Here is an 18299-nt window from a genome sequence, read left to right as displayed (position 1 = left end):
TACTCTCGTTTGGCGGGAGTAAAGGTCCCTTGCTCCCGGTGGGGGCGGGTGGGGCGGCGGCTCAGTGAGGCTTCGAGGCCGGCTCGCCCGCGGTGTTCGCCTGCTCCGCGGCGTCGGCCTCCGTCAGGTCGGCCCTGGCCTGCTCCGCTTCGGGCGCGTCCTCGGCCGCGGGTGCGCCCTCGGCGGTGACGGGGCCCGCGGTGCCGCTGCCGTGCAGCAGCTTGGCCACCTCACTGCGCATCGAGACGAACGCGGACGAGGCCCGCGTGGCGATCTGGTCGCGCTCGGCCGGCAGCTCCACCGGAAGGTCCGCGACGATCGACGCCGGGGACTTCGACAGCACCAGCACGCGGTCGCCGAGGTAGACGCTCTCGTCGATGTCGTGCGTCACCAGCAGGATCGTGCTGCCGTGCTTGACCTGCACCGTGCGCAGCAGGTCCTCCAGCTCGAACCGGGTCTGCGCGTCCACCGACGCGAAGGGCTCGTCCATGAGCAGCAGGGCGGGACGCCGCGCGAGAGCCCGCGCGATCGACACCCGCTGCTGCATGCCGCCGGACAGCTGCCACGGGTACTTGTTGCCGACACCGGGCAGGCCGACCCACTCCAGCGCCTCCACCGCCCGTTCCCTGCGTTCGGCGCGGCTGAGCTTCTTCCAGCGCAGCGGGAACTCCACGTTCTGCCGCACCGACAACCACGGGAACAGTGACCGGCTGTAGTCCTGGAACACCACGGCCAGGTCCTCGGGCACGCCGTCGACCTCGTCGCCGTGCAGCCTCACCTCACCGTCGGAGGGCCGGATCAGCCCGGAGATGCACCGCAGCAGCGTCGACTTGCCACAGCCGGAGGGGCCGACGATGCACGCCAGCTGCCCGGTCTCCACCGTGAACGTCAGGTCCCGCACGGCGACATGCTCGCTCTCGCCGCTGCCGTAGCGGTGATTGAGCCCGTTCACCTCCAACATCGTTGCCATATCAAGCTCCCGTGGTCTGGGCGCGCGCGGCGCCTCGTGTCGGCTGCCAGTCGAGCATCCGCCGCTCGACCGCCAGCAGCAGTGCGTTCAGCCCGTAGCCCAGCACGCCGAGCAGCACGATCCAGGCCCACATCGCGGGGAAGTCGAACCGTTGCTGCGCGAAGATCAGCTGGTAGCCGATGCCGTCGGTGGCGCCGACCATCTCCGAGACGACCATCAGGATCAGCGCGAGCGACAGGCTCAGCCGCAACCCGGCGAAGATCTTCGGCAGTGCCGCGGGCAGCACGACCATCGTGACCCAGTACGCCTTCGGAGTGCGAAACGACTCCGCCGTCTCGCGCTGGGTCGTGCTCACCGAGCGCACGCCGTCCACGGTGTTCAGCAGGATCGGCCACACCGACCCGAAGACGATCGTGGCGAGCTTCATCGGGGTGCCGATGCTGAACAGCACCAGGAACACCGGCACGAGCGTGGGCGGCGGCACCGCACGCATGAACGCGAACAGCGGCCCCACGTAGTCCATGCCGGTCTTCGACCGCCCGAGGAACGTGCCGAGCCCGACGCCCACGAGCACGGCGATCAGCCAGCCGCCGAAGACCCTGCCCAGGCTCGGCAGGATGTCGTTGAAGACGCTGCCCGTGAGCAACAGGTGGCCGGCAGGGCCTGAGAACCACAGCTGTCCCGCCGTCTGCAGGATCGTGGTCGGCGGCGGGAAGAACGGGTCCTCGGCGAGCCGCGCGGCGAGCTCCCAGAGCACCACCGCGCCGAAGAACAGCGACCAGCGCTGCAGGAAACCGGTGACTGGCCTCATACCGCCTCCGTCGTGGTCGCCGCGTGCCAGCGGAACAGCCTGCCACCCAGCCGTTCGAGCCCGTCGTTGACCAGGTAGCCGAGCAACCCGGCCACGATGGTGCCCGCGAGCACCAGGTCCATCCGTCCTCCGCCGGACGTGGCGTCGAGGATGAACCGGCCGATCCCGGTGGAGGCCCCGGCGATGAACTCGGTGCTCACCACGAGGATGAGCGCGACCGCCGCCGACATCCGGATGCCCGTGAAGACGAACGGCGCCGCGTGCGGCAGCGCCACCGAGGCCAGTACCCTGCCGCGCTTGGCCCCGCACGAGCGCGCGGTGTCGATCAGCAGCGGATCGATCTCGGTGAAGGCGTAGATCGTGTTGTACAGGATCGGCCACACCGAGGCGTAGATCGCCAGCGCGATCTTCGACTCCGGCCCGCCGCCGATGACCAGGATCGCCAGCGGGATCAGCGCGACCGACGGGATCGGCCGCAGGAACTCCACGATCGCGGTGGTCGCCGTCCGCAGGCCGGGAAGGCTGCCGAGCAGCAGGCCCGCGGGCACGGCGATACCGATCGCGGCGAGCATCGCGATGGCCCACGCGAGCATGCTGGCGATGACGTCCCGGAGGAAGTCCTCCTGGCCGAGCAGCTCCACGGTGCGGGTCAGCACGACGCTCGCGGGCGGTACGTACTGGTCGTTGATCAGGCCGAGCCTGACCGCGGCTTCCCAGACTCCCAGGAAGGCGATCAGGCCGGCCAGATTCCGGTAGATCGGTCGCACGTTACGTGACTGCCTGCTTCGCGATCATCGGAGCGACGTCCATCTTCTCCGGGATGATGCCGAACTCGGTCATCAGGTCCGCCACCCGCTGGATGCGCGCGGCGTCCAGGGTGGACTGGAACTTCGGCAGCTTCAGCAATGCCGCCGTGTCGGCCTCCACCTTGGAGTACTCGGTGACCATCTTCTCGACCTTGCTGCGGTCCTGCGCCTCGTCCGTGGCCTTCTTCATGGCCCGCTGGAATGCCGCGACCGTCTCCGGGTTCTCCTCGGTGAACTTGGTCAGCGCACCGTATCCGGCGAGCGGGAAGTCCTTCGTCGGGCCGGTGGCCGCGTCGACGAGCGGCACCGTGCCGGTCGAGCTCGAAGCCTGCGTGAGGAACGGCTCGATCATCAGTGCGGCGTCGACGTCACCCCGCGACAGGGTGGCCGCCATGTCCGGGAAGGACACCGGGACGAAGTTGACCGAGTTGGGGTCGAGGCCGTTCGTCTTCATCACCGACTTCACCATCGCGTCCGAGATGGTGTTCAGCGCGGAGACGGCGACCTTCTTGCCCTGCAGCTGCTTGACGTTCTTCACCGACGAGTTCGGCATCGTGACGATCTGGATGGAGTCCGGGGTCGTGGACACCGCGTCGGCGACGAACTTGATGTCCGCGGCGCCCTTGTTCTGCGCCACCAGGAACGGCACGTAGCTGGAGAACGTGATGTCGGCGTCACCGCTGATGAGCTTCGTCAGCGCGGCCTGGCCGCTCGCGGCCTGGTCGATCTTGACGTTGAGCCCCTCTTCCTTGAAGTAGCCGTTCTTCACAGCGAGATGCAAGGGGGCCACGTCGATGGCGGGCAATGTGGCGACGGTGATGTCGCTCTTCTCGACCGAACCGTTGCCCTCGGAGGACGACGAGTCGTCCTCGCCGCTCAGCAGACCGCACCCGCTGACCGTGGCCAGGAGCCCGATGCTCGCGATGACGGTGGCCAGCCGCGCGCGTCTGCGCGACCCGCCGACGGGGGAAGTGCCGTGTCGAAGCAATGCCACTCCTCGTGTATGAGGCCATTGAGCCGTTGGTATGTAGGTGAGGCCGACTGAGCGTGAAGCCGCCCCGGACTCAGCGGGCCACGGGTGGCTACTGTAGAGATCCCGCAGGATCATCACAATGCGTGCCGATCTCGGGTCGGTGAGTACCGTAGACCACCCGAATGGGCGGCTACTAGTGTGGCCTAATTAACTCTAGGTTTACTTCTGTCGGGTAGAAGGTGCCTTGGCAACACTGCAGTGTGGCAGGGTTCGCCGTCATTTGGCCTGTGAGGGTTACATCCTTCCCTGGTCTTCGCTACCTTCTGTGTTCGCGCGGAAATCAAGCCACCCAAGTAGCGACGAAAGAGTGACTGAATGGCGGAGTCGGCGTCTACCCTGCCTCGACCTGGGGTTGCTCGCCAGGGTGGCCTGGACCGCGGGCGACGGTGGTCCGGCGGTGTCTTGACCGGTGCGGTCGCACGACGGGATGCTGCTCCGCGATCCCCGGCACGGGTGAGGCTAGCGGGCTGATGTGCGCGATGCGTACGCCGAAGGCCCGGCCAGGACGCCGGGGTCTGATCCGGCTCGGACGACGATGGTGGTAGAGCGGTGCCGAACAGAGAGACCGCGGCGGTAGACGGGCCCGACCCTGCGCAGGAGCAGGGCGGTCCGCAGCAGACGGCGGCGGAAGCCAGCACCTCGCGGTGGAAGCTGCGCAACTGGCCCCTGCGCACCAAGCTCGCCGCCGTGCTGATCATCCCGCTGGTCACCGCGCTGACCTTCGGCAGCCTGCAGGCGCTCAACGAGGCCGGCCGGGCCGGCGACTTCCAGCGCACCGCCGACCAGGTCGAGGTCGCCACCCGCGTGACGGCTGTGGTCCAGGCCATCCAGGACGAGCGCACCCTGGCGGTGGCCAGGATGGCCAACGGCTTCGCCGACAGGGAGGCGCTCGACGCGCAGATCGGCAGGGTCGACAGTGCCGTGCGCGACCTCCGCGGCGCCGTTGACGGACTCGACGTCGGCGACGAGGACACCGCCGACCGGTACGAGCAGGCGCTGCAGCGGCTCGACGCGCTCGTGCCGCTGCGCGCGAAGATCAGCAACACCGCCTTCCCCGACCTGGCGGCCTTCGTCACGTACACGTCCATCCTGGACACCCTGGTGCAGCTGGGCCGCGAGGTGAACCTGTCGGTCACCGACAGGGAGCTGCTGCGCAGGGGCACGACGCTGCAGGCGCTCGGCGAGGCCAAGGAGTTCGTCGCAAGGCAGAACGCCGCGCTGCAGATCGCGGCCGGGCGCGACGGCTTCCCCGCCGACCTCCTCGAACGGACCTTCGCCGCCCAGGCCAGCGCCAGTGCCGCACTCGACACCTACGAGGCCAACGCGAACCTCGACGAGCAGCAGCTCTACTCCGACACCGTCGCTGGTGCCGAGGTCGACAGCCGGGAACGCATCCAGGCCACGGCCTTCGCCAACGCCCAGGCGGGCGAGGCGCTCGACATCGACGTGCCGAGGCTGACCGCCGACGGCACGGCGACCACCAACAAGATGCGGCAGGTGGAGCGCGCCCTGCTGGACCGCATGCTCGGCCAGGCCACGACGCTCGCCGACGACGCCACGCAGGCGGCCTGGACCTTCTTCGCGATCATGCTCGCCGCGCTGGTCGGCACGCTCGTGCTGATGCTGGTGATCGCAAGGGCACTGCTCAAGCCGCTGCGCACGCTGCGGACGAGCGCACTGGAGGTCGCCTACGTCCGGCTGCCCGAGACCGTGCGCCGCATCCTCGCCGACCCGAACCCCATCGAGGCCTCCCGCAACGCGGTGGCCCCGGTGCCCGTCTTCACCCGCGAGGAGATCGGCGAAGTCGCGCGATCCTTCGACGTGGTGCACGAGCGCGCCATCCGGATGGCGGCCGAGCAGGCGCTGCTGCGCGAGAACGTCAACGGCATCTTCGTCAACCTCTCCCGGCGCAGCCAGCGCCTCGTGGAACGCCAGCTCGGCGTGATCGACCGGCTGGAGGCCGACGAGCAGGACCCGGACCAGCTCGCCAGCCTGTTCGAGCTGGACCACCTTGCCACCCGGCTGCGGCGCAACGGCGAGAGCCTGCTGGTGCTCTCCGGCGCCGGGCTGGCCAAGTCGATGTCCAAGCCGGTGCCCGCCGCCGACGTCATCGGCGCCGCCGTGTCGGAGATCGAGCAGTACGCCCGGGTCGAGGTGGGCTCGGTGCCGGAGGTCGCCGTGCAGGGCCGCGCCGTGCACGACCTGGTGCACCTGCTCGCCGAGCTGCTCGACAACGCCACCTACTTCTCCGAGCCGGAGACCAGGATCAGCGTCCGTGCGGTGGTGACCCGCAGGCACGCGCTGGCGGTCCAGATCACCGACCGCGGCGTCGGCATGACCGAGCAACAGCTCAACGAGGCCAACGAGCGGCTGGCCGACCCGCCGGACCTGGACGTGTCGGTGACCAGGCGCATGGGCCTGTACGTGGTGGCCCGCCTCGCCAAGCGGCACGGCATCGAGGTGCGCCTGCGGGAGAACGAGGACATCGAGGGCGGTGTCATCGCCCGCATCGTCGTGCCGACCGAGCTGCTCACCAGCCAGCCGCACGGTCTCGACCACATCCCGTCGCGGCCACCGGCACAGGAGATCTCCTCGCCGTCGCTGCCCCCGCTGTCGTCGGCGAGTTCGCCGGACCTGGCGAGCATGCCGGACCTGCGGGAGACCACGACCCTGCCCGCCGCGCCGTCGGCGGCCCCGGAGCCTGCCACCAACGGCGAAGGGGGCCTCACCCCGCTCGCGCAGCCGATCAGCCTCGACGACCTGGTCGGCGGCAGCTCCCGGGCGGCGGGACCGTTCCTCAGCCCCGCGCCGCCGGAGCCATCCTCGCAGCAGGAGCCCGAGGAGCCGCAGTGGCCCGCCGAGCATCCGGAACCGGAGCCCGTCAACGGCAACGGCTACGGCAGGGGCGGCGGGCGCACCAGCGACGACTACCAGCTCGCGCTGCCCAAGCGCGAGCCGAGATACGTCCCGGTGGCGCCCGAGCAGCAGCCCGAACCGGAGCCCGCCGGGAGCGACGGCAGCGCGCTGGAGGACGACGTGCCGACCAGGCGGCTGCCCATCTACCAGTCCGTGCTCTCGCGCTGGTTCAGCGAGGAGTCAAGTCCGGAGCCGTACGAGGAGCAGGGCGTCGAGCCTGAGCAACGGGCGGAGGCGGAGGCTGACGACGTGAACGACGCCGGACACGACGCCGGGACCACCGAGGACGACGACGACTGGCGCAGTGTCTCCGACAGCGGCTGGCAGGCCGCGCACTCGCTGCTGGAGCCCAAGGGTGAGGAGATCACCCCTGCCGGGCTGCCCAAGCGGGTGCCCAACGCATACTTGGTGCCGGGTTCCGTTCGTCCTTCCGAGGGGGACGCGTTTGCCGACACGACTGTGGGCCAGCCTGGTCACAGTGCGATCGCCAGGTCGGCGGACGCGGCGCGGAACCGAATGGCGAGCTTCCAGCGTGGCTACCAGAGTGGTCGTCACGCACTCAGAGAGCCGTCCGCCGAGGCGGGGGAGTTCGATTCTGTTGGGTCGAGCGGCCGGAACGACTGGTCGGCCGACAACGGAGCGAAGGAGTAACAGTTGACACGGGCGGGTTCAGCGCAGCCGGGTGCGCCTAAGCAGGGAAACTCCGGCCAGAAGGGGAGTTTCGCCTGGCTGATCACGGACTTCGTGCACCGGGTTCCCGGGGCCGCGCACGCCGTCGTCGTCTCTGCCGACGGTCTGCTGCTCGCGGCGTCCCGTGGGCTGCCGAAGGACCGGGCCGACCAGCTCGCGGCCGTGGCGTCGGGGCTGACCAGCCTCGCCCGCGGCGCCGCGCAGGTGTTCGAGGGCGGTGCGGTGGCGCAGACCGTCGTGGAGATGGCCAACGGGTTCCTGTTCCTCATGTCGGTGTCGGACGGCTCCTGCCTTGCCGTGCTCGGCTCCCCCGACAGCGACATCGGGCTGGTCGTGTACGAGATGACGTTGCTGGTCGACCGCGTCGGCCAGCAGATGACGCCGGAGCTCCGCGCCCAGCTGCAGGGCGCGAACCGGCGGTGACCCGACCGGCCGGGCAACCCGGCATCCGTCCGCTGACCGAGCACTGAGGAGACCGCCGTGGATTCGGGGCACTGGCGAGGTGACCGACGGCTCGACAGAGACCGCCTGGCCGGTCGCTGGCCGAGCGAGTCGGACAACGACAAGGCCTACCACGACCGGGACGACCGGGACTGGCGCCCGCGTCGGCCGGGCGGCGACCAGACGCTCGACACCGGCGAATGGCTGCGTTCGCTGGAGGAGGGTGCACAGGGACCCGCCGACTTCGACGTCAACGACTACCGGCAGCGGCTGATGAGCGGGCCGGGCTCCGAGCTGTACGGCATGGGTGGCGGCGGGCTGTCCGAGCCCGACGAGTCGGCGGCGTTCACCGCGTTCGCCGAGCGCTCGCTCGACGGCGGGCCGTCGTCCCTCGGCGGCGGGCCGCCCTCGCAGGACCTCGTGCCGTCGCCGCTGCCCCGGCAGGCCAACGTCGAACCGGAGGGCCCCTCGGAGACCTCGGGGCTCGTCCGGCCCTACTTCCGCACCAAGGGCAGGACCAAACCGGACTACGACCTGGCGCTCGAGGCATTGGTCTCGACAAGCGAGCGGGGCAGGATGCTCGACCGGGTCCGGGTGCCGGAACACCGGTCCATCTGCGGGCTGTGCCTGGACACCCGCTCGGTCGCGGAGGTCGCCGCGCACCTGCGCCTTCCGCTGGGCGTGGTCCGCGTTCTCGTTGGTGACGTCGCCGGTCTCGGACTCGTGCTTGTGCACTCCGCGACCTCCATGGTGGGAGACCGGCCCAGTATCGAGTTCATGGAAAGGGTTCTCAGTGGGCTTCGGAGAATTTGACTCCGACGCGAACACGTCGGTGGCCGCTGGACCCACCCAGTCGGCGAAGATCGTGGTCGCGGGCGGGTTCGGGGTCGGAAAGACGACTCTGGTGGGCGCGGTCTCCGAGATCGCGCCGCTGACGACGGAGGCGTCGATGACCGAGGCGAGCGTGTCGGTCGACGACCTTTCGAAGACGCCGAACAAGATGACCACCACGGTCGCGATGGACTTCGGCCGGATCTCGCTCGACTCCGACCTGGTCCTGTACGTGTTCGGCACGCCGGGCCAGCACCGGTTCTGGTTCATGTGGGACGACCTCGCCTACGGCGCGATCGGTGCCGTGGTGCTCGTGGACACGCGGCGGCTCGCCGACGCGTTCCCCTCGATCGACTTCTTCGAGAACCGCAAGCTGCCCTACATCGTGGCGATCAACTGCTTCGACCGGCTGCTGCACCACCAGATCGAGGACGTGCGCCACGCGCTGACCATCTCGCCGTCCGTGCCGATCATGGCGTGCGACGCGCGGGACAGGGAGTCGGCCAAGCAGGTGCTCATCTCGGTCGTCCAGCACGCGATCCAGCACGACACCGCGCTACAGGCCGGCTGACTCCCTGCGCCGCGGGCGTGAACCGGGCACGCGGACGGGGGACTTGCCTCGAAGCGGTTTGACCAGGCTAATAGTCTGACCGCTGAGACGGGCGGGTGCAGGCGAGGAGGGACAGTGACGGCTTCGGCCCAGCAGGGGAGTTTCGGGTGGCTCATCACCGACTTCGTGCGCAGGGTGCCGGGTGCCGCCCACGCTGTCGTCGTCTCGGCCGACGGGCTGCTCCTCGCCGGATCGGAAGGGCTGCCGAGGGAACGGGCCGAGCAGCTCTCCGCGGTGGCCTCCGGGCTCATCTCGCTGACACTGGGCGCCGCGCGCTGCTTCGAGGCGGGTGAGGTCAACCAGACGGTCGTCGAGATGGAGCGCGGCTACCTGTTCCTCATGTCCATCAGCGACGGGTCCTGCCTGGCCGTGCTGGCCGCACCCAACTCCGACATCGGCACCGTGGCGTACGAGATGACGCTGCTGGTGGACCGCGTCGGGCAGCAGCTGACCCCGGAGCTGCGCGCGCAGCTCCAGGGCGGCGTGCGCGGGTGACGCCGTGGATGCGTGGGAGGCCCTGAACCAGGGCACGGGCCGCGAGGCCTTCGACGCGCCCGACCGATTCGACCTCAGCAGCCTGACGGCGCTCACCCGCAGGAAACCGGCCTCGGTGCGGCAACCACCGCGGGCCCGCCCCGCCGAGGCGCCGCCGTCCGCGCGGCCCTCGCCGCCACCGCCATCACCGTCGCCGCCCTCGCCGCCGCGGGCGCCGAGGCACGCGGCCCCGCCGCCGGCCGAGCGGGCCCCCGCGCCGCGCCTCGCGTACCGGTCGCTGGTCCGGCCCTACGCGCGCACCGGCGGCAGGACCAGGCCCGGCCAGGACCTCAACCTGGAGTCGCTGGTGTCGACCACCGTGCTCGGCCGCCGTTACGTCGGTGCCGACACCACCGACCAGCGGTTCATCTGCGACCTGTGTGCCGACGTGCGCTCCATCGCCGAGATCGCCGCCTACGTGCGGCTGCCGCTCGGGGTGGTGAAGGTGATCGTCGGCGACCTCGCCGAGGCCGGCGCCGTGGAGATCCACCGGCCCGGTTTCGTGGTCTCCGACCGCTCCTCCCGCGACTTCATGGACCGGATCCTGGAGGGTCTGCGCGCCCTCTGACCGTGTGTTGGCCACCCGCGTCGCCATGCCGCGCCGAGCTAGTCCTCCACGAGGGCGGCCGACGTGATGCGGTGCAGCGGGTAGCGCTCGTTGTCGGAGCTCTCCAGGATGCCGCCGCCGACGCGCACCGGGGTCACCACACGCTGGCTGGCGGTGCCGTGGGCGTCGACGAAGCCGATCCAGACCTCGCGCTGCTCGCGGGTGGCCTGCGACAGCAGCGCCAGGGTCGCCGAGGTGTCGGCGCCGCCGCCCGCGGGCAGCCGCACCGTCGTGCCGCGGCGGGTGGTCGCCGCGCGGTCGCCCGCCCGCACGTGCGTGAGCACGGCGCGCAGCTGCTCGGCGCTGATCGCGGGCAGCCCGCCGGTCGCCGCCCTGGCCGGTGGTCTGCGAGCGGGGATGCGGCGCCCGCTCGGCCGCAGGTCCATGATCCGCCCGTCGGGTCCCTCGGCGGCCGGGGCGAACCCCGCGGCACGCAGACCGTCCAGCAGCTCGGCCAGCGGGTAGGGGCTCACGAGCACGGTCGGCGCGATCCGGCGCAGCTCGAACTCCCGCGCCACCTGGTTGCCGAGCACCTCGGCCACCAGCACCTCGTCGTCACAGCGCAGGAACGCCGCCGCGACCCCGCCGCGCAGCCGCCCGTGCCTGCGTGCCACGTCGTCGATCAGGTACTCCAGCGCTTGCGGAACGGGCGTCGCCGACCGGCTGCGGAACAGCTCCTGCAACTCGCCGGCCGTCCGCCCGGTGTCGAGCGCACGGCGTACCGACGCCTCGGTCACCCGGTAGACGGTGGCGTGCCCGGCCGACTCCACGTCGGCCACCGCCTCCACGTCGGCGGCGAGTTCGGGTTCGAGCGGCCCGGGCGCCACGACCGTGAGGTCGGCCTGCACCAGTACCTGGTCGACCGGCTGCGGCATCGCCTCGGCCATCGCGCTGGCCGCGCCGTGCGGGTCGTCGCCGAGCAGCGCGCCCGACGCCGACGTCAGCGCACCCAGGGCCACGACGCCGATCGCCGACGCCTCCGCCATGGCCCAGCGCACCATGTCGTCGCGCAGCCTGCCGCCGCGCCGGGGCGCGCGCCACGCCAGCAGCCGCACCAGCTCCTCGACGCCCTTGACCCCGGCACCGGACGGCAGCTCGGCGAGCGTGTCCAGGACCCTGCGGCGGGCCGCGGGCGCGAGTGGGCGGCGCAGGTCCTCCGACAGCGGCGCGAGCGTGCGGTCCCTGACGTCCTTCTGACCCGCCAGCCCGGGCAGGCGCGGCAGGTCGAGCCAGGACTGGGCGACCACCAGCCAGCGCCCGCTCGGCGGTGACGACAGCCACGAGTCGGTCAGCGTCGTCGGCACCCACTCCGGTGAGCTGTCCTCGCTCGCCGCGACCAGCCCGGCCCCGAACGCCAGTTCGGCGAGCAGCGTCACGCGGGTGTCGTCGGCGTCCAGTTCGCGGCCGAGGCGGCGCACCTCGCGCACGCCGAGCCCGCCCGACTTCAGCACCGGCGACGGCTGCGCCGACCACAGTCGCAGCAGCGCCTCCAGCCGGCGCAGGAACTCCATGGCCTCGCCGGCGGCCGTGGCGTCCACGGTGGACTGCTGGTGCGGGTTGGTGGGCAGCTCGGGCTCGCTCAGGTGCTCCGGCGGGTGCACGTGGCCGCCGCGCAACGCGAGGCCCAGCTGCTGCGGCAGCTCGACCGTCTGGTCGTCCCTGCGCAGCAGCAGCCCGCGTGCGAGCAGCCTCTGCACCGGCGTGCTTGCCGAGGCCAGGGTCACGGCGGCCGCGGCGTCGCGGGTGCGCCCGATCGGCGGGCCCGCGGCCAGCGTGCCCAGCAGCGCCCGCTCGTCCTCGCCTGCCTCGGCCAGCGCCGCATCGAGGTCCTTCTCGTCCAGCCCGGGCGCGGGGGCGCCGAGCCCGGCCGGATAGGGCCCGAACACCTCGCGGGCGCCGGGCGCGACGCTCAGCGCGTCGTCCTCGCCCCAGGCCAGCGCGAGGCCGCGCAGGCGGTCGAGCTGCTCGGGCAGGTCGGCACCCAGCAGGCCCGCGATGCGCTGCCTGCCGACCGGCTCGGTGTCGGCGCCTGCCACCAGCAGCGCCTCCAGGACGGCGAGGGTGGCGGTGTCGAGGTTCTCGCAGGCCCGTGCGATCGAGCCCGCCGTGCCCGCCCTGGTGGCGAGCACGCCGGAGTCGGCGGGCGGAGGGGTGGCGAGGTCACGCCGGGCGCGCAGCAGCTCCGTCAGCAGGTCGTCGGAAGCCGAGCGCAGCCAGTCCGCGAGAGAGGTGGCGGCCATCGTGACCACGATATCCGGCGCTTCCGGGCATCCGGCAGACTGTACGCACCCATGGTCTGCAGTTGTGGAGGACGACGTGGCGAAGGCCGACAAGCGGAAGCGCAACCGGATCGACCCGAACTGGCCCGAGGTGCCCGCAGGTGAGCATCCCGTCTCGGAGCTGGCGGCGGATCGGCAGGGAGCCCTGTCTCCGTTCGGCGACGTGACGTTCCCGCTCGAGACCGTGCCCTACGAGCACCCCGAGACGGAGATCAACAAGAACCCGTAGGGGTTACCGGCCAGTTCCAATCCTGGTCGTGGGTGGCCCTCGTCACGGGGCTAGTGTTCGACCCGTATCCAGCTGATCTCGATGCGGGGGTAGTCCAGATGCCCGTTCCCGGTCCCGGTTACTCGATCACCGTGCGGCTCGAGGCGCCGCCGTCGGCGAGCGCGGCCGGTGATCTCACCACCGCCGTCGGCCGGGTGGGCGGCGTGCTCACCGCGTTCGACGTGGTCGAGTCGCACGCGGACGCCATCGTGGTGGACATCACCGCCAACGTGCTGTCCGCCGATCACGCCGAGGACATCACGAGCGAGCTCGACTCGCTGCCCGGCGTGCACGTGCGCAAGGTGTCCGACCGCACCTTCCTGATGCACCTCGGCGGCAAGCTGGAGGTGTCCCCCAAGGTCAACCTCCGCAACCGCGACGACCTCTCCCGCGCCTACACGCCGGGCGTCGCGCGGGTGTGCCAGGCCATCGCGGCCAACCCCGAGGACGCGCGCAGGCTGACCATCAAACGCAACACGGTCGCCGTGGTCACCGACGGGTCGGCGGTGCTGGGGCTGGGCAACATCGGCCCGGCGGCCGCGCTGCCGGTGATGGAGGGCAAGGCGGCGCTGTTCAAGAAGTTCGCGGGCGTCGACGCGTGGCCCGTGTGCCTGGACACGCAGGACACCGAGGAGATCATCCGCACGGTGCGGGCACTCGCGCCCGTCTACGCGGGCATCAACCTGGAGGACATCGCCGCGCCTCGGTGCTTCGAGATCGAGGCGCGGCTGCGGGAACAGCTGGACATCCCCGTCTTCCACGACGACCAGCACGGCACGGCGATCGTCGTGGTCGCCGCGCTGCGCAACGCGCTGCGAGTGGTACGCAAGCCCATCGAGAACTGCAAGATCGTGGTCAGCGGTGTCGGAGCGGCGGGCTCGGCCATCATCCGCCTGCTGCTGCGCAAGTCGCCCGGCGACATCGTGGCGGTCGACATCGACGGCGTGGTCCACCCCGGCCGCGAGGACATGGACGACAACCTGCGCTGGGTGGCCGAGCACACCAACAGGGACAAGGCCACCGGCACGCTGCACGACGCGCTCGTCGGCGCGGACGTCTTCATCGGCGTCTCCGCGCCCAACCTCTTCGGCGCCGAGCAGGTCGCCACGATGGCCGACGACGCCGTCGTCTTCGCGCTGGCCAACCCGGACCCGGAGATCGATCCGCTCGAGGCCCAGCAGCACGCGGCGGTGGTCGCCACCGGGCGCAGCGACTACCCGAACCAGATCAACAACGTGCTCGCCTTCCCCGGCGTGTTCCGTGGCCTGCTCGACGCGCACGCCCACCACATCGACGACGAGATGCTGCTTGCGGCGGCCAACGCCATCGCCGACGTGGTGGACGACCGGCTCAACGCCTCGTTCATCGTGCCGAGCGTCTTCGACGCGGCGGTGGCTCCCGCCGTCGCCGAGGCCGTCCGAGCCGCCGCACGCAGGGAAGAAGTAGCCTCGACGGCGTGAGCGACAACACAGCCGAGAGCGGCGGCGACGCGCGGGCAGCGACCGCCCACCCGAACGACCGTGTCGCGCCTTCTCAGACGACGACGGCACTGAGCCACGTCGACGAATCGGGTGCGGCCCGCATGGTCGACGTCTCCGCCAAGGACGTCACGGCACGCACGGCCGTGGCCACCGGCACGCTGCGCACCACCGGGGAGGTCATCGGGCTGCTGTCGGCCAACGGCCTGCCGAAGGGCGACGCGCTGGCCACCGCGCGGATCGCCGGGGTGATGGGCGCCAAGCGCACCTCGGAGCTGATCCCGCTGTGCCACCAGATCGCGCTGACCAAGGTGGACGTCGGATTCGAACTGGGCTCCGACAGCGTGCGCATCGAGGCCACCGCGCGCACCAGCGACCGCACGGGCGTCGAGATGGAGGCGCTGACGGCCGTGGCGGTCGCCGGGCTCACCCTGCACGACATGATCAAGGCGGTGGACCCGGCCGCCACGCTCGACGGTGTCCGGCTGGAGGCCAAGGACGGCGGCAAGACGGGTCGCTGGCGCCGGGAGGAGAACGCATGACACGCACGGCCAGGGTGATCGTGGCGTCCAACCGGGCCGCCGCGGGCGTGTACGCCGACCAGACGGGCCCGGTCATCGCCAAGTGGCTCACCGAGCGCTCCTACGACGTGCCGGAGCCCCTCGTGGTCAGCGACGGCGAGCCGGTGGCACAGGCGCTGCGCGACTGCCTCGCCGAGGACGTCGACGTCGTCATCACCACGGGCGGCACGGGGATCTCCCCGACGGACCGCACGCCGGAGGCCACGCGGCCGCTGCTGGACTTCGAACTGCCGGGGCTGGCCGACGCCGTGCGTGCCGCGGGGCAGGACACGGTGCCCACGGCGATGCTCTCGCGGGGGATCGCCGGGGTCGCGGGCGGCACGCTGGTGGTCAACCTGCCCGGTTCGCGCGGCGGCGTCAACGATGGCCTCGACGTGCTCGCGGACGTGCTGGACCACGCCGTCGACCAGCTGGCGGGCGGTGACCATCCCCGGCACGGCGGGCAGCCACAGCACGCCGAGGAGCCGCAGGACGCCGCGAGCAGCACACCGGCGAGGGTTGCGCTGGCCCAGGTGACGGAGACGGCCCTTTCCGTCGAGGAACACGCCCGGCTGGTCCGCGACGCCGGAGCGGGCGCCGTGGTGACGTTCGGGGGCGTGGTGCGCGACCACGATGACGGGCGCTCGGTGACGTCGCTGTACTACGAGGGCCACCCGACGGCAGGGGACGTGCTCGCCCGGGTGGTGGCCGAGGTCGCGGCGCACCGGGCAGGACTGCGCGCGGTGGCGGTGAGCCACCGGCTCGGCGCGCTCGAGATCGGGGATGTGGCGCTCGCCTGTGCCGTGGCGGCCGACCACCGTGCCGAGGCGTTCGCCGCGTGTGCGGAGCTGGTGGACGAGATCAAGGCCCGGCTGCCGGTCTGGAAGCACCAGCACTTCGCCGACGGCACCGACGAGTGGGTCAACTCGCCCTGACCAGCCTGCGTGACCGGCAGCGGCCGCGGTGCCGCTCCGGCTGCCCGCGTGCGGGCTCCTCAACGGCGAAGACCCCACCGTCCGGGGGACACGGTGGGGTCTTCTGCGCCGGCCGTTCAGCCGGCGCCCGCGCCGTTGAGGGACGTGACCCTTCGGGACAGGGTCACTCGCGTCACTTGGTGGCGAGCTTCTGGCCCACCACGATGTAGTCGGGGTTCGAGATGAAGCCCTTGTTCAGCTCCACCAGCTTGGTGTAGCCGCCCTTGACGCCCTTCTCCTTGGCGATCTTGGAGAGGGTGTCGCCGGACTTGACGGTGTAGTCGCCCTTCGGGTTCGACTTGGCCACACCGGTCACGACCGGAGCCGGGGCGGGAGCCTCGTAGGAGGACGCCGAGCTGGTCTCCTCGGCGGAGCTGCTGGTCTCGGCGGAGCCACCGGTGTTGTAGCCCGAGTAGCTGCCGGACGAACCGGCCTGGGCGCCGCACACCGGCCACGCGCCGATGCCCTGGCCGTCCAGGACGCGCTCGGCCACGGCGATCTGCTGCTCGCGGGAGGCGTTGGCCGGGTTGCCGGAGCCGCCGTAGGCCTCCCAGGTGCTCTGGGAGAACTGCAGGCCGCCGTAGTAGCCGTTACCGGTGTTGATGCTCCAGTTGCCGCCGCTCTCGCACTGGGCAATGGCGTCCCAGTTGACGCTGTCGGCCTGCGCGGGGGTCGCAGCGATCGACAGCGGGGCACCCACCGCCAGGCCCGCGACAGCCACGCGAGCCAGGTGACGGGACGCAGCGGAGGTCTTACGGTGCTTGCCTCGATAAGCCATTTTCGACTCGGTCTCGTTCTTCCGCGCCTCCGTGCAGCGAGGCAGGCCGCAAGGACCTGGCCGGCTCTGCAAGCCGGCTCCCTTCGCCGTCAGGCTCCGTTCCCTCTCGTCCCAGTCCGGAAGTTCTTTCGCTCGGGGTTCGGGTCGGGATCCCGCCGGACTGGGCTCGGCGCAACGGGATCCCGGTCTTGCTCTGGTCGGTCGGGGCCAACCGAGAAGCGACGGTACGTAACGACGAGCGTGATCGGAAATTATTGCGACCGTGACCTAGATCACAGTAACAGCACGCAACCTCGAACGATTTCGCAGTTTTCGCTGGTCAGCGAGCCGTTACCCGGCCGTTTCCTACTCGAGATATTTCACCGTAAGTGAGGCCTGTGTCACGTGGTTTTGGCGCTTCTGCTCCGTTCGTGACGACCACTTTGCGCTACCGCGTCGCGCGGAGAAAGCCCGCGAGACCCGACAGGTCGTCGGTGTTGATGTGGTCCACGTCCGCCTCGACGAGAGCCTTCCAGAGCGCCGTGCGGGCCGGGCCGGGGGTGTCCGGCGTCGCCCAGAAGCGGACCCGCTGACCGGCCGCGTGAGCGGCCCGCACGATCTCGCGCAGGCGGGCTCGCTCCCCGGCCGGGAAGGGCCCTTCGCCGGTCCAGGTGAACAACCGGGTCCAGTTGTCCGACACGAGCGGCGTCAGCCGTGCGTCCGAGCCGGGGCCAAGGTCGCTGGTGTCGACGATGCGGCCGTCGTAGAACGCCAGCCGGTACCGCTGGGCGGCCAGCACGGCCCTCGGCCGGTTGCCCGACAGCACCACCGTGACGGCGCGCTGCTTCACCTTGCCCCGCGCGTAGCCGCTGAACAGGAACGAGTACCTCGGCATGCGCAGCAGCCCGTCCAGCGCCGCGTACGTGCTCTCCGCGTCGCTCTTGATGTCCACGAGCAGCTGGAAGGCGGTCCGGCGGGGGTAGACGTGGCCGTGGTTGGCCAGCACGCGCTGCCGCAGCGGCTCCAGGTACAGCGCCTGCAGCGTGCGCCCGGGGGTGAGGTCCTCCGGGTCGTGCCCGACGAGCAGTTCGCCGTCCACGAGGTGGATGTCGGCCTCGACGCTCGTGAAGCCCTCGGCGAGCGCGTCATGCAGCGGGCGTGGGTGCTCATAGTCGTTGTGGGCGTGGGCGCGCGCGAGTGGCTGGAGCGTGCCCTCGAGGCGGCCGTGGGCCGAGGCCGGGGCGGTGACCAGGCCGACGAGAGTCAGGATCGCGATCAGGGTGGCCACAACGCGGCGGGAGAGCAGCATGGCGGCCAGCGTCGGCGTGGTGAGGGGCCACCAGGTGAACAGCTGCCCGCCAGGCGGTCAACAACGAACGAAAATCACTCTTGTCCGTTTCGGATGCCAATACCCGCGGGAGAAGTTCAGCCGCCCGCGAACGGCGGGAGCACGTCGAGCTCGCCTCCGTCGGGCAGTTGCCGCGTGACATCGCGCACGGCGATGCCGTCCAGCAGGAAACTCGCGGCGTCCAGAATGCGGGGAAGCTCGTCCGGATGCAGCTCGCGCAGCCGCTCCACCGCGTCGGCCACCGTCGCGCCGGCGGGCAGCCGCAGCACTTCCTCGTCCACGCCACTCGCCGCGCGCGCCGACGCGAAGTAGCGCACGAGCACGGTGGTCTCGTGTTCCTGGCCCTGGGTGACCGACACCGGTCCCGGTGACACCGAGCCCAATGC

18 protein-coding genes are annotated in these 18299 nt (G+C 71.1%); 10 read left to right on the top strand and 8 right to left on the bottom strand.

Features of this window, described 5'->3' with window-relative positions; translation table 11 throughout:
• Window positions 1-61: 61 nt before the first annotated feature.
• From BAY60_RS01550 to BAY60_RS01535, 4 genes are read right to left on the bottom strand one after another with little or no spacing between them, the layout of a single operon-like run.
• Window positions 62-970 (bottom strand): ABC transporter ATP-binding protein, encoded by a 909-nt coding sequence (locus tag BAY60_RS01550; RefSeq protein ID WP_112279029.1) that lies wholly within the window; start codon window positions 968-970, stop codon window positions 62-64.
• 1 nt (window position 971) lies between these two features.
• The gene (locus tag BAY60_RS01545) at window positions 972-1781 is read right to left on the bottom strand and encodes an ABC transporter permease (protein ID WP_112279028.1); all 810 of its coding nucleotides are present in this window, start codon (window positions 1779-1781) and stop codon (window positions 972-974) included.
• Window positions 1778-2548 carry an ABC transporter permease gene (locus tag BAY60_RS01540; protein WP_112279027.1) on the bottom strand — a complete coding sequence of 257 codons (771 nt, stop codon included), beginning with the start codon at window positions 2546-2548 and terminating at the stop codon, window positions 1778-1780. Before BAY60_RS01540 ends, BAY60_RS01545 begins: the two co-directional genes overlap by 4 nt.
• Window position 2549: 1 nt before the next feature.
• Complete coding sequence (locus tag BAY60_RS01535) at window positions 2550-3575, bottom strand: ABC transporter substrate-binding protein (RefSeq protein WP_112279026.1); 1026 nt, start codon at window positions 3573-3575, stop codon at window positions 2550-2552.
• 594 nt (window positions 3576-4169) lie between these two features.
• Here BAY60_RS01535 and BAY60_RS01530 point away from each other — a divergent pair.
• The 6 genes from BAY60_RS01530 to BAY60_RS01505 all read left to right on the top strand — a co-directional run bounded on the left by BAY60_RS01530 (window position 4170) and on the right by BAY60_RS01505 (window position 10210).
• On the top strand, window positions 4170-7187 hold the full coding sequence (locus tag BAY60_RS01530; protein ID WP_112279025.1) for a nitrate- and nitrite sensing domain-containing protein: 3018 nt from the start codon (window positions 4170-4172) through the stop codon (window positions 7185-7187).
• A gap of 3 nt (window positions 7188-7190) precedes the next feature.
• Window positions 7191-7649, top strand: a complete 459-nt coding sequence (locus BAY60_RS01525) for a roadblock/LC7 domain-containing protein (RefSeq protein ID WP_112279024.1) — start codon at window positions 7191-7193, stop codon at window positions 7647-7649.
• A 57-nt stretch (window positions 7650-7706) separates the two neighbouring features.
• Window positions 7707-8480: a DUF742 domain-containing protein gene (locus BAY60_RS01520; RefSeq protein ID WP_112279023.1), complete on the top strand. Its 774-nt coding sequence runs from the start codon at window positions 7707-7709 to the stop codon at window positions 8478-8480.
• The gene (locus tag BAY60_RS01515) at window positions 8461-9069 is read left to right on the top strand and encodes a GTP-binding protein (protein WP_112279022.1); all 609 of its coding nucleotides are present in this window, start codon (window positions 8461-8463) and stop codon (window positions 9067-9069) included. The genes BAY60_RS01520 and BAY60_RS01515 overlap by 20 nt, the downstream gene beginning before the upstream one ends.
• Before the next feature lie 114 nt (window positions 9070-9183).
• Complete coding sequence (locus BAY60_RS01510; RefSeq protein ID WP_112279021.1) at window positions 9184-9603, top strand: roadblock/LC7 domain-containing protein; 420 nt, start codon at window positions 9184-9186, stop codon at window positions 9601-9603.
• A gap of 4 nt (window positions 9604-9607) precedes the next feature.
• Entirely contained in the window at window positions 9608-10210 is a 603-nt protein-coding gene (locus BAY60_RS01505) for a DUF742 domain-containing protein (RefSeq protein WP_112279020.1), read from the top strand.
• Window positions 10211-10248: 38 nt separating this feature from the next.
• On the opposite strand, the gene BAY60_RS01500 is transcribed toward BAY60_RS01505, so the two are convergent.
• Window positions 10249-12489: a helicase-associated domain-containing protein gene (locus BAY60_RS01500; protein ID WP_112280641.1), complete on the bottom strand. Its 2241-nt coding sequence runs from the start codon at window positions 12487-12489 to the stop codon at window positions 10249-10251.
• Between the two features lie 76 nt (window positions 12490-12565).
• On the opposite strand from BAY60_RS01500, the gene BAY60_RS01495 reads away from it, so the two are divergent.
• The 4 genes from BAY60_RS01495 to BAY60_RS01480 all read left to right on the top strand — a co-directional run bounded on the left by BAY60_RS01495 (window position 12566) and on the right by BAY60_RS01480 (window position 15769).
• On the top strand, window positions 12566-12757 hold the full coding sequence (locus tag BAY60_RS01495) for a hypothetical protein (protein WP_112280640.1): 192 nt from the start codon (window positions 12566-12568) through the stop codon (window positions 12755-12757).
• Window positions 12758-12855: 98 nt separating this feature from the next.
• Complete coding sequence (locus BAY60_RS01490; protein ID WP_112279019.1) at window positions 12856-14256, top strand: NAD-dependent malic enzyme; 1401 nt, start codon at window positions 12856-12858, stop codon at window positions 14254-14256.
• Window positions 14257-14345: 89 nt separating this feature from the next.
• Complete coding sequence (gene moaC, locus BAY60_RS01485; RefSeq protein ID WP_281272712.1) at window positions 14346-14816, top strand: cyclic pyranopterin monophosphate synthase MoaC; 471 nt, start codon at window positions 14346-14348, stop codon at window positions 14814-14816.
• Complete coding sequence (locus BAY60_RS01480) at window positions 14813-15769, top strand: molybdenum cofactor biosynthesis protein MoaE (protein ID WP_112279018.1); 957 nt, start codon at window positions 14813-14815, stop codon at window positions 15767-15769. The genes moaC and BAY60_RS01480 overlap by 4 nt, the downstream gene beginning before the upstream one ends.
• Window positions 15770-15941: 172 nt before the next feature.
• Here BAY60_RS01480 and BAY60_RS01475 read toward each other — a convergent pair whose 3' ends face one another.
• The 3 genes from BAY60_RS01475 to BAY60_RS01465 form a co-directional block, all read right to left on the bottom strand.
• Entirely contained in the window at window positions 15942-16586 is a 645-nt protein-coding gene (locus tag BAY60_RS01475; protein WP_112279017.1) for a transglycosylase family protein, read from the bottom strand.
• A gap of 427 nt (window positions 16587-17013) precedes the next feature.
• The gene (locus tag BAY60_RS01470) at window positions 17014-17874 is read right to left on the bottom strand and encodes a phosphatidylinositol-specific phospholipase C/glycerophosphodiester phosphodiesterase family protein (RefSeq protein WP_112279016.1); all 861 of its coding nucleotides are present in this window, start codon (window positions 17872-17874) and stop codon (window positions 17014-17016) included.
• A gap of 116 nt (window positions 17875-17990) precedes the next feature.
• The gene (locus BAY60_RS01465; protein WP_112279015.1) at window positions 17991-18296 is read right to left on the bottom strand and encodes a MoaD/ThiS family protein; all 306 of its coding nucleotides are present in this window, start codon (window positions 18294-18296) and stop codon (window positions 17991-17993) included.
• Window positions 18297-18299: the final 3 nt, after the last annotated feature.

It is taken from the genome of Prauserella muralis (assembly GCF_003202285.1).
Classification (GTDB): Bacteria; Actinomycetota; Actinomycetes; order Mycobacteriales; family Pseudonocardiaceae; genus Prauserella_B; species Prauserella_B muralis.
This window is presented reverse-complemented; position numbering and strand designations above follow the sequence as displayed.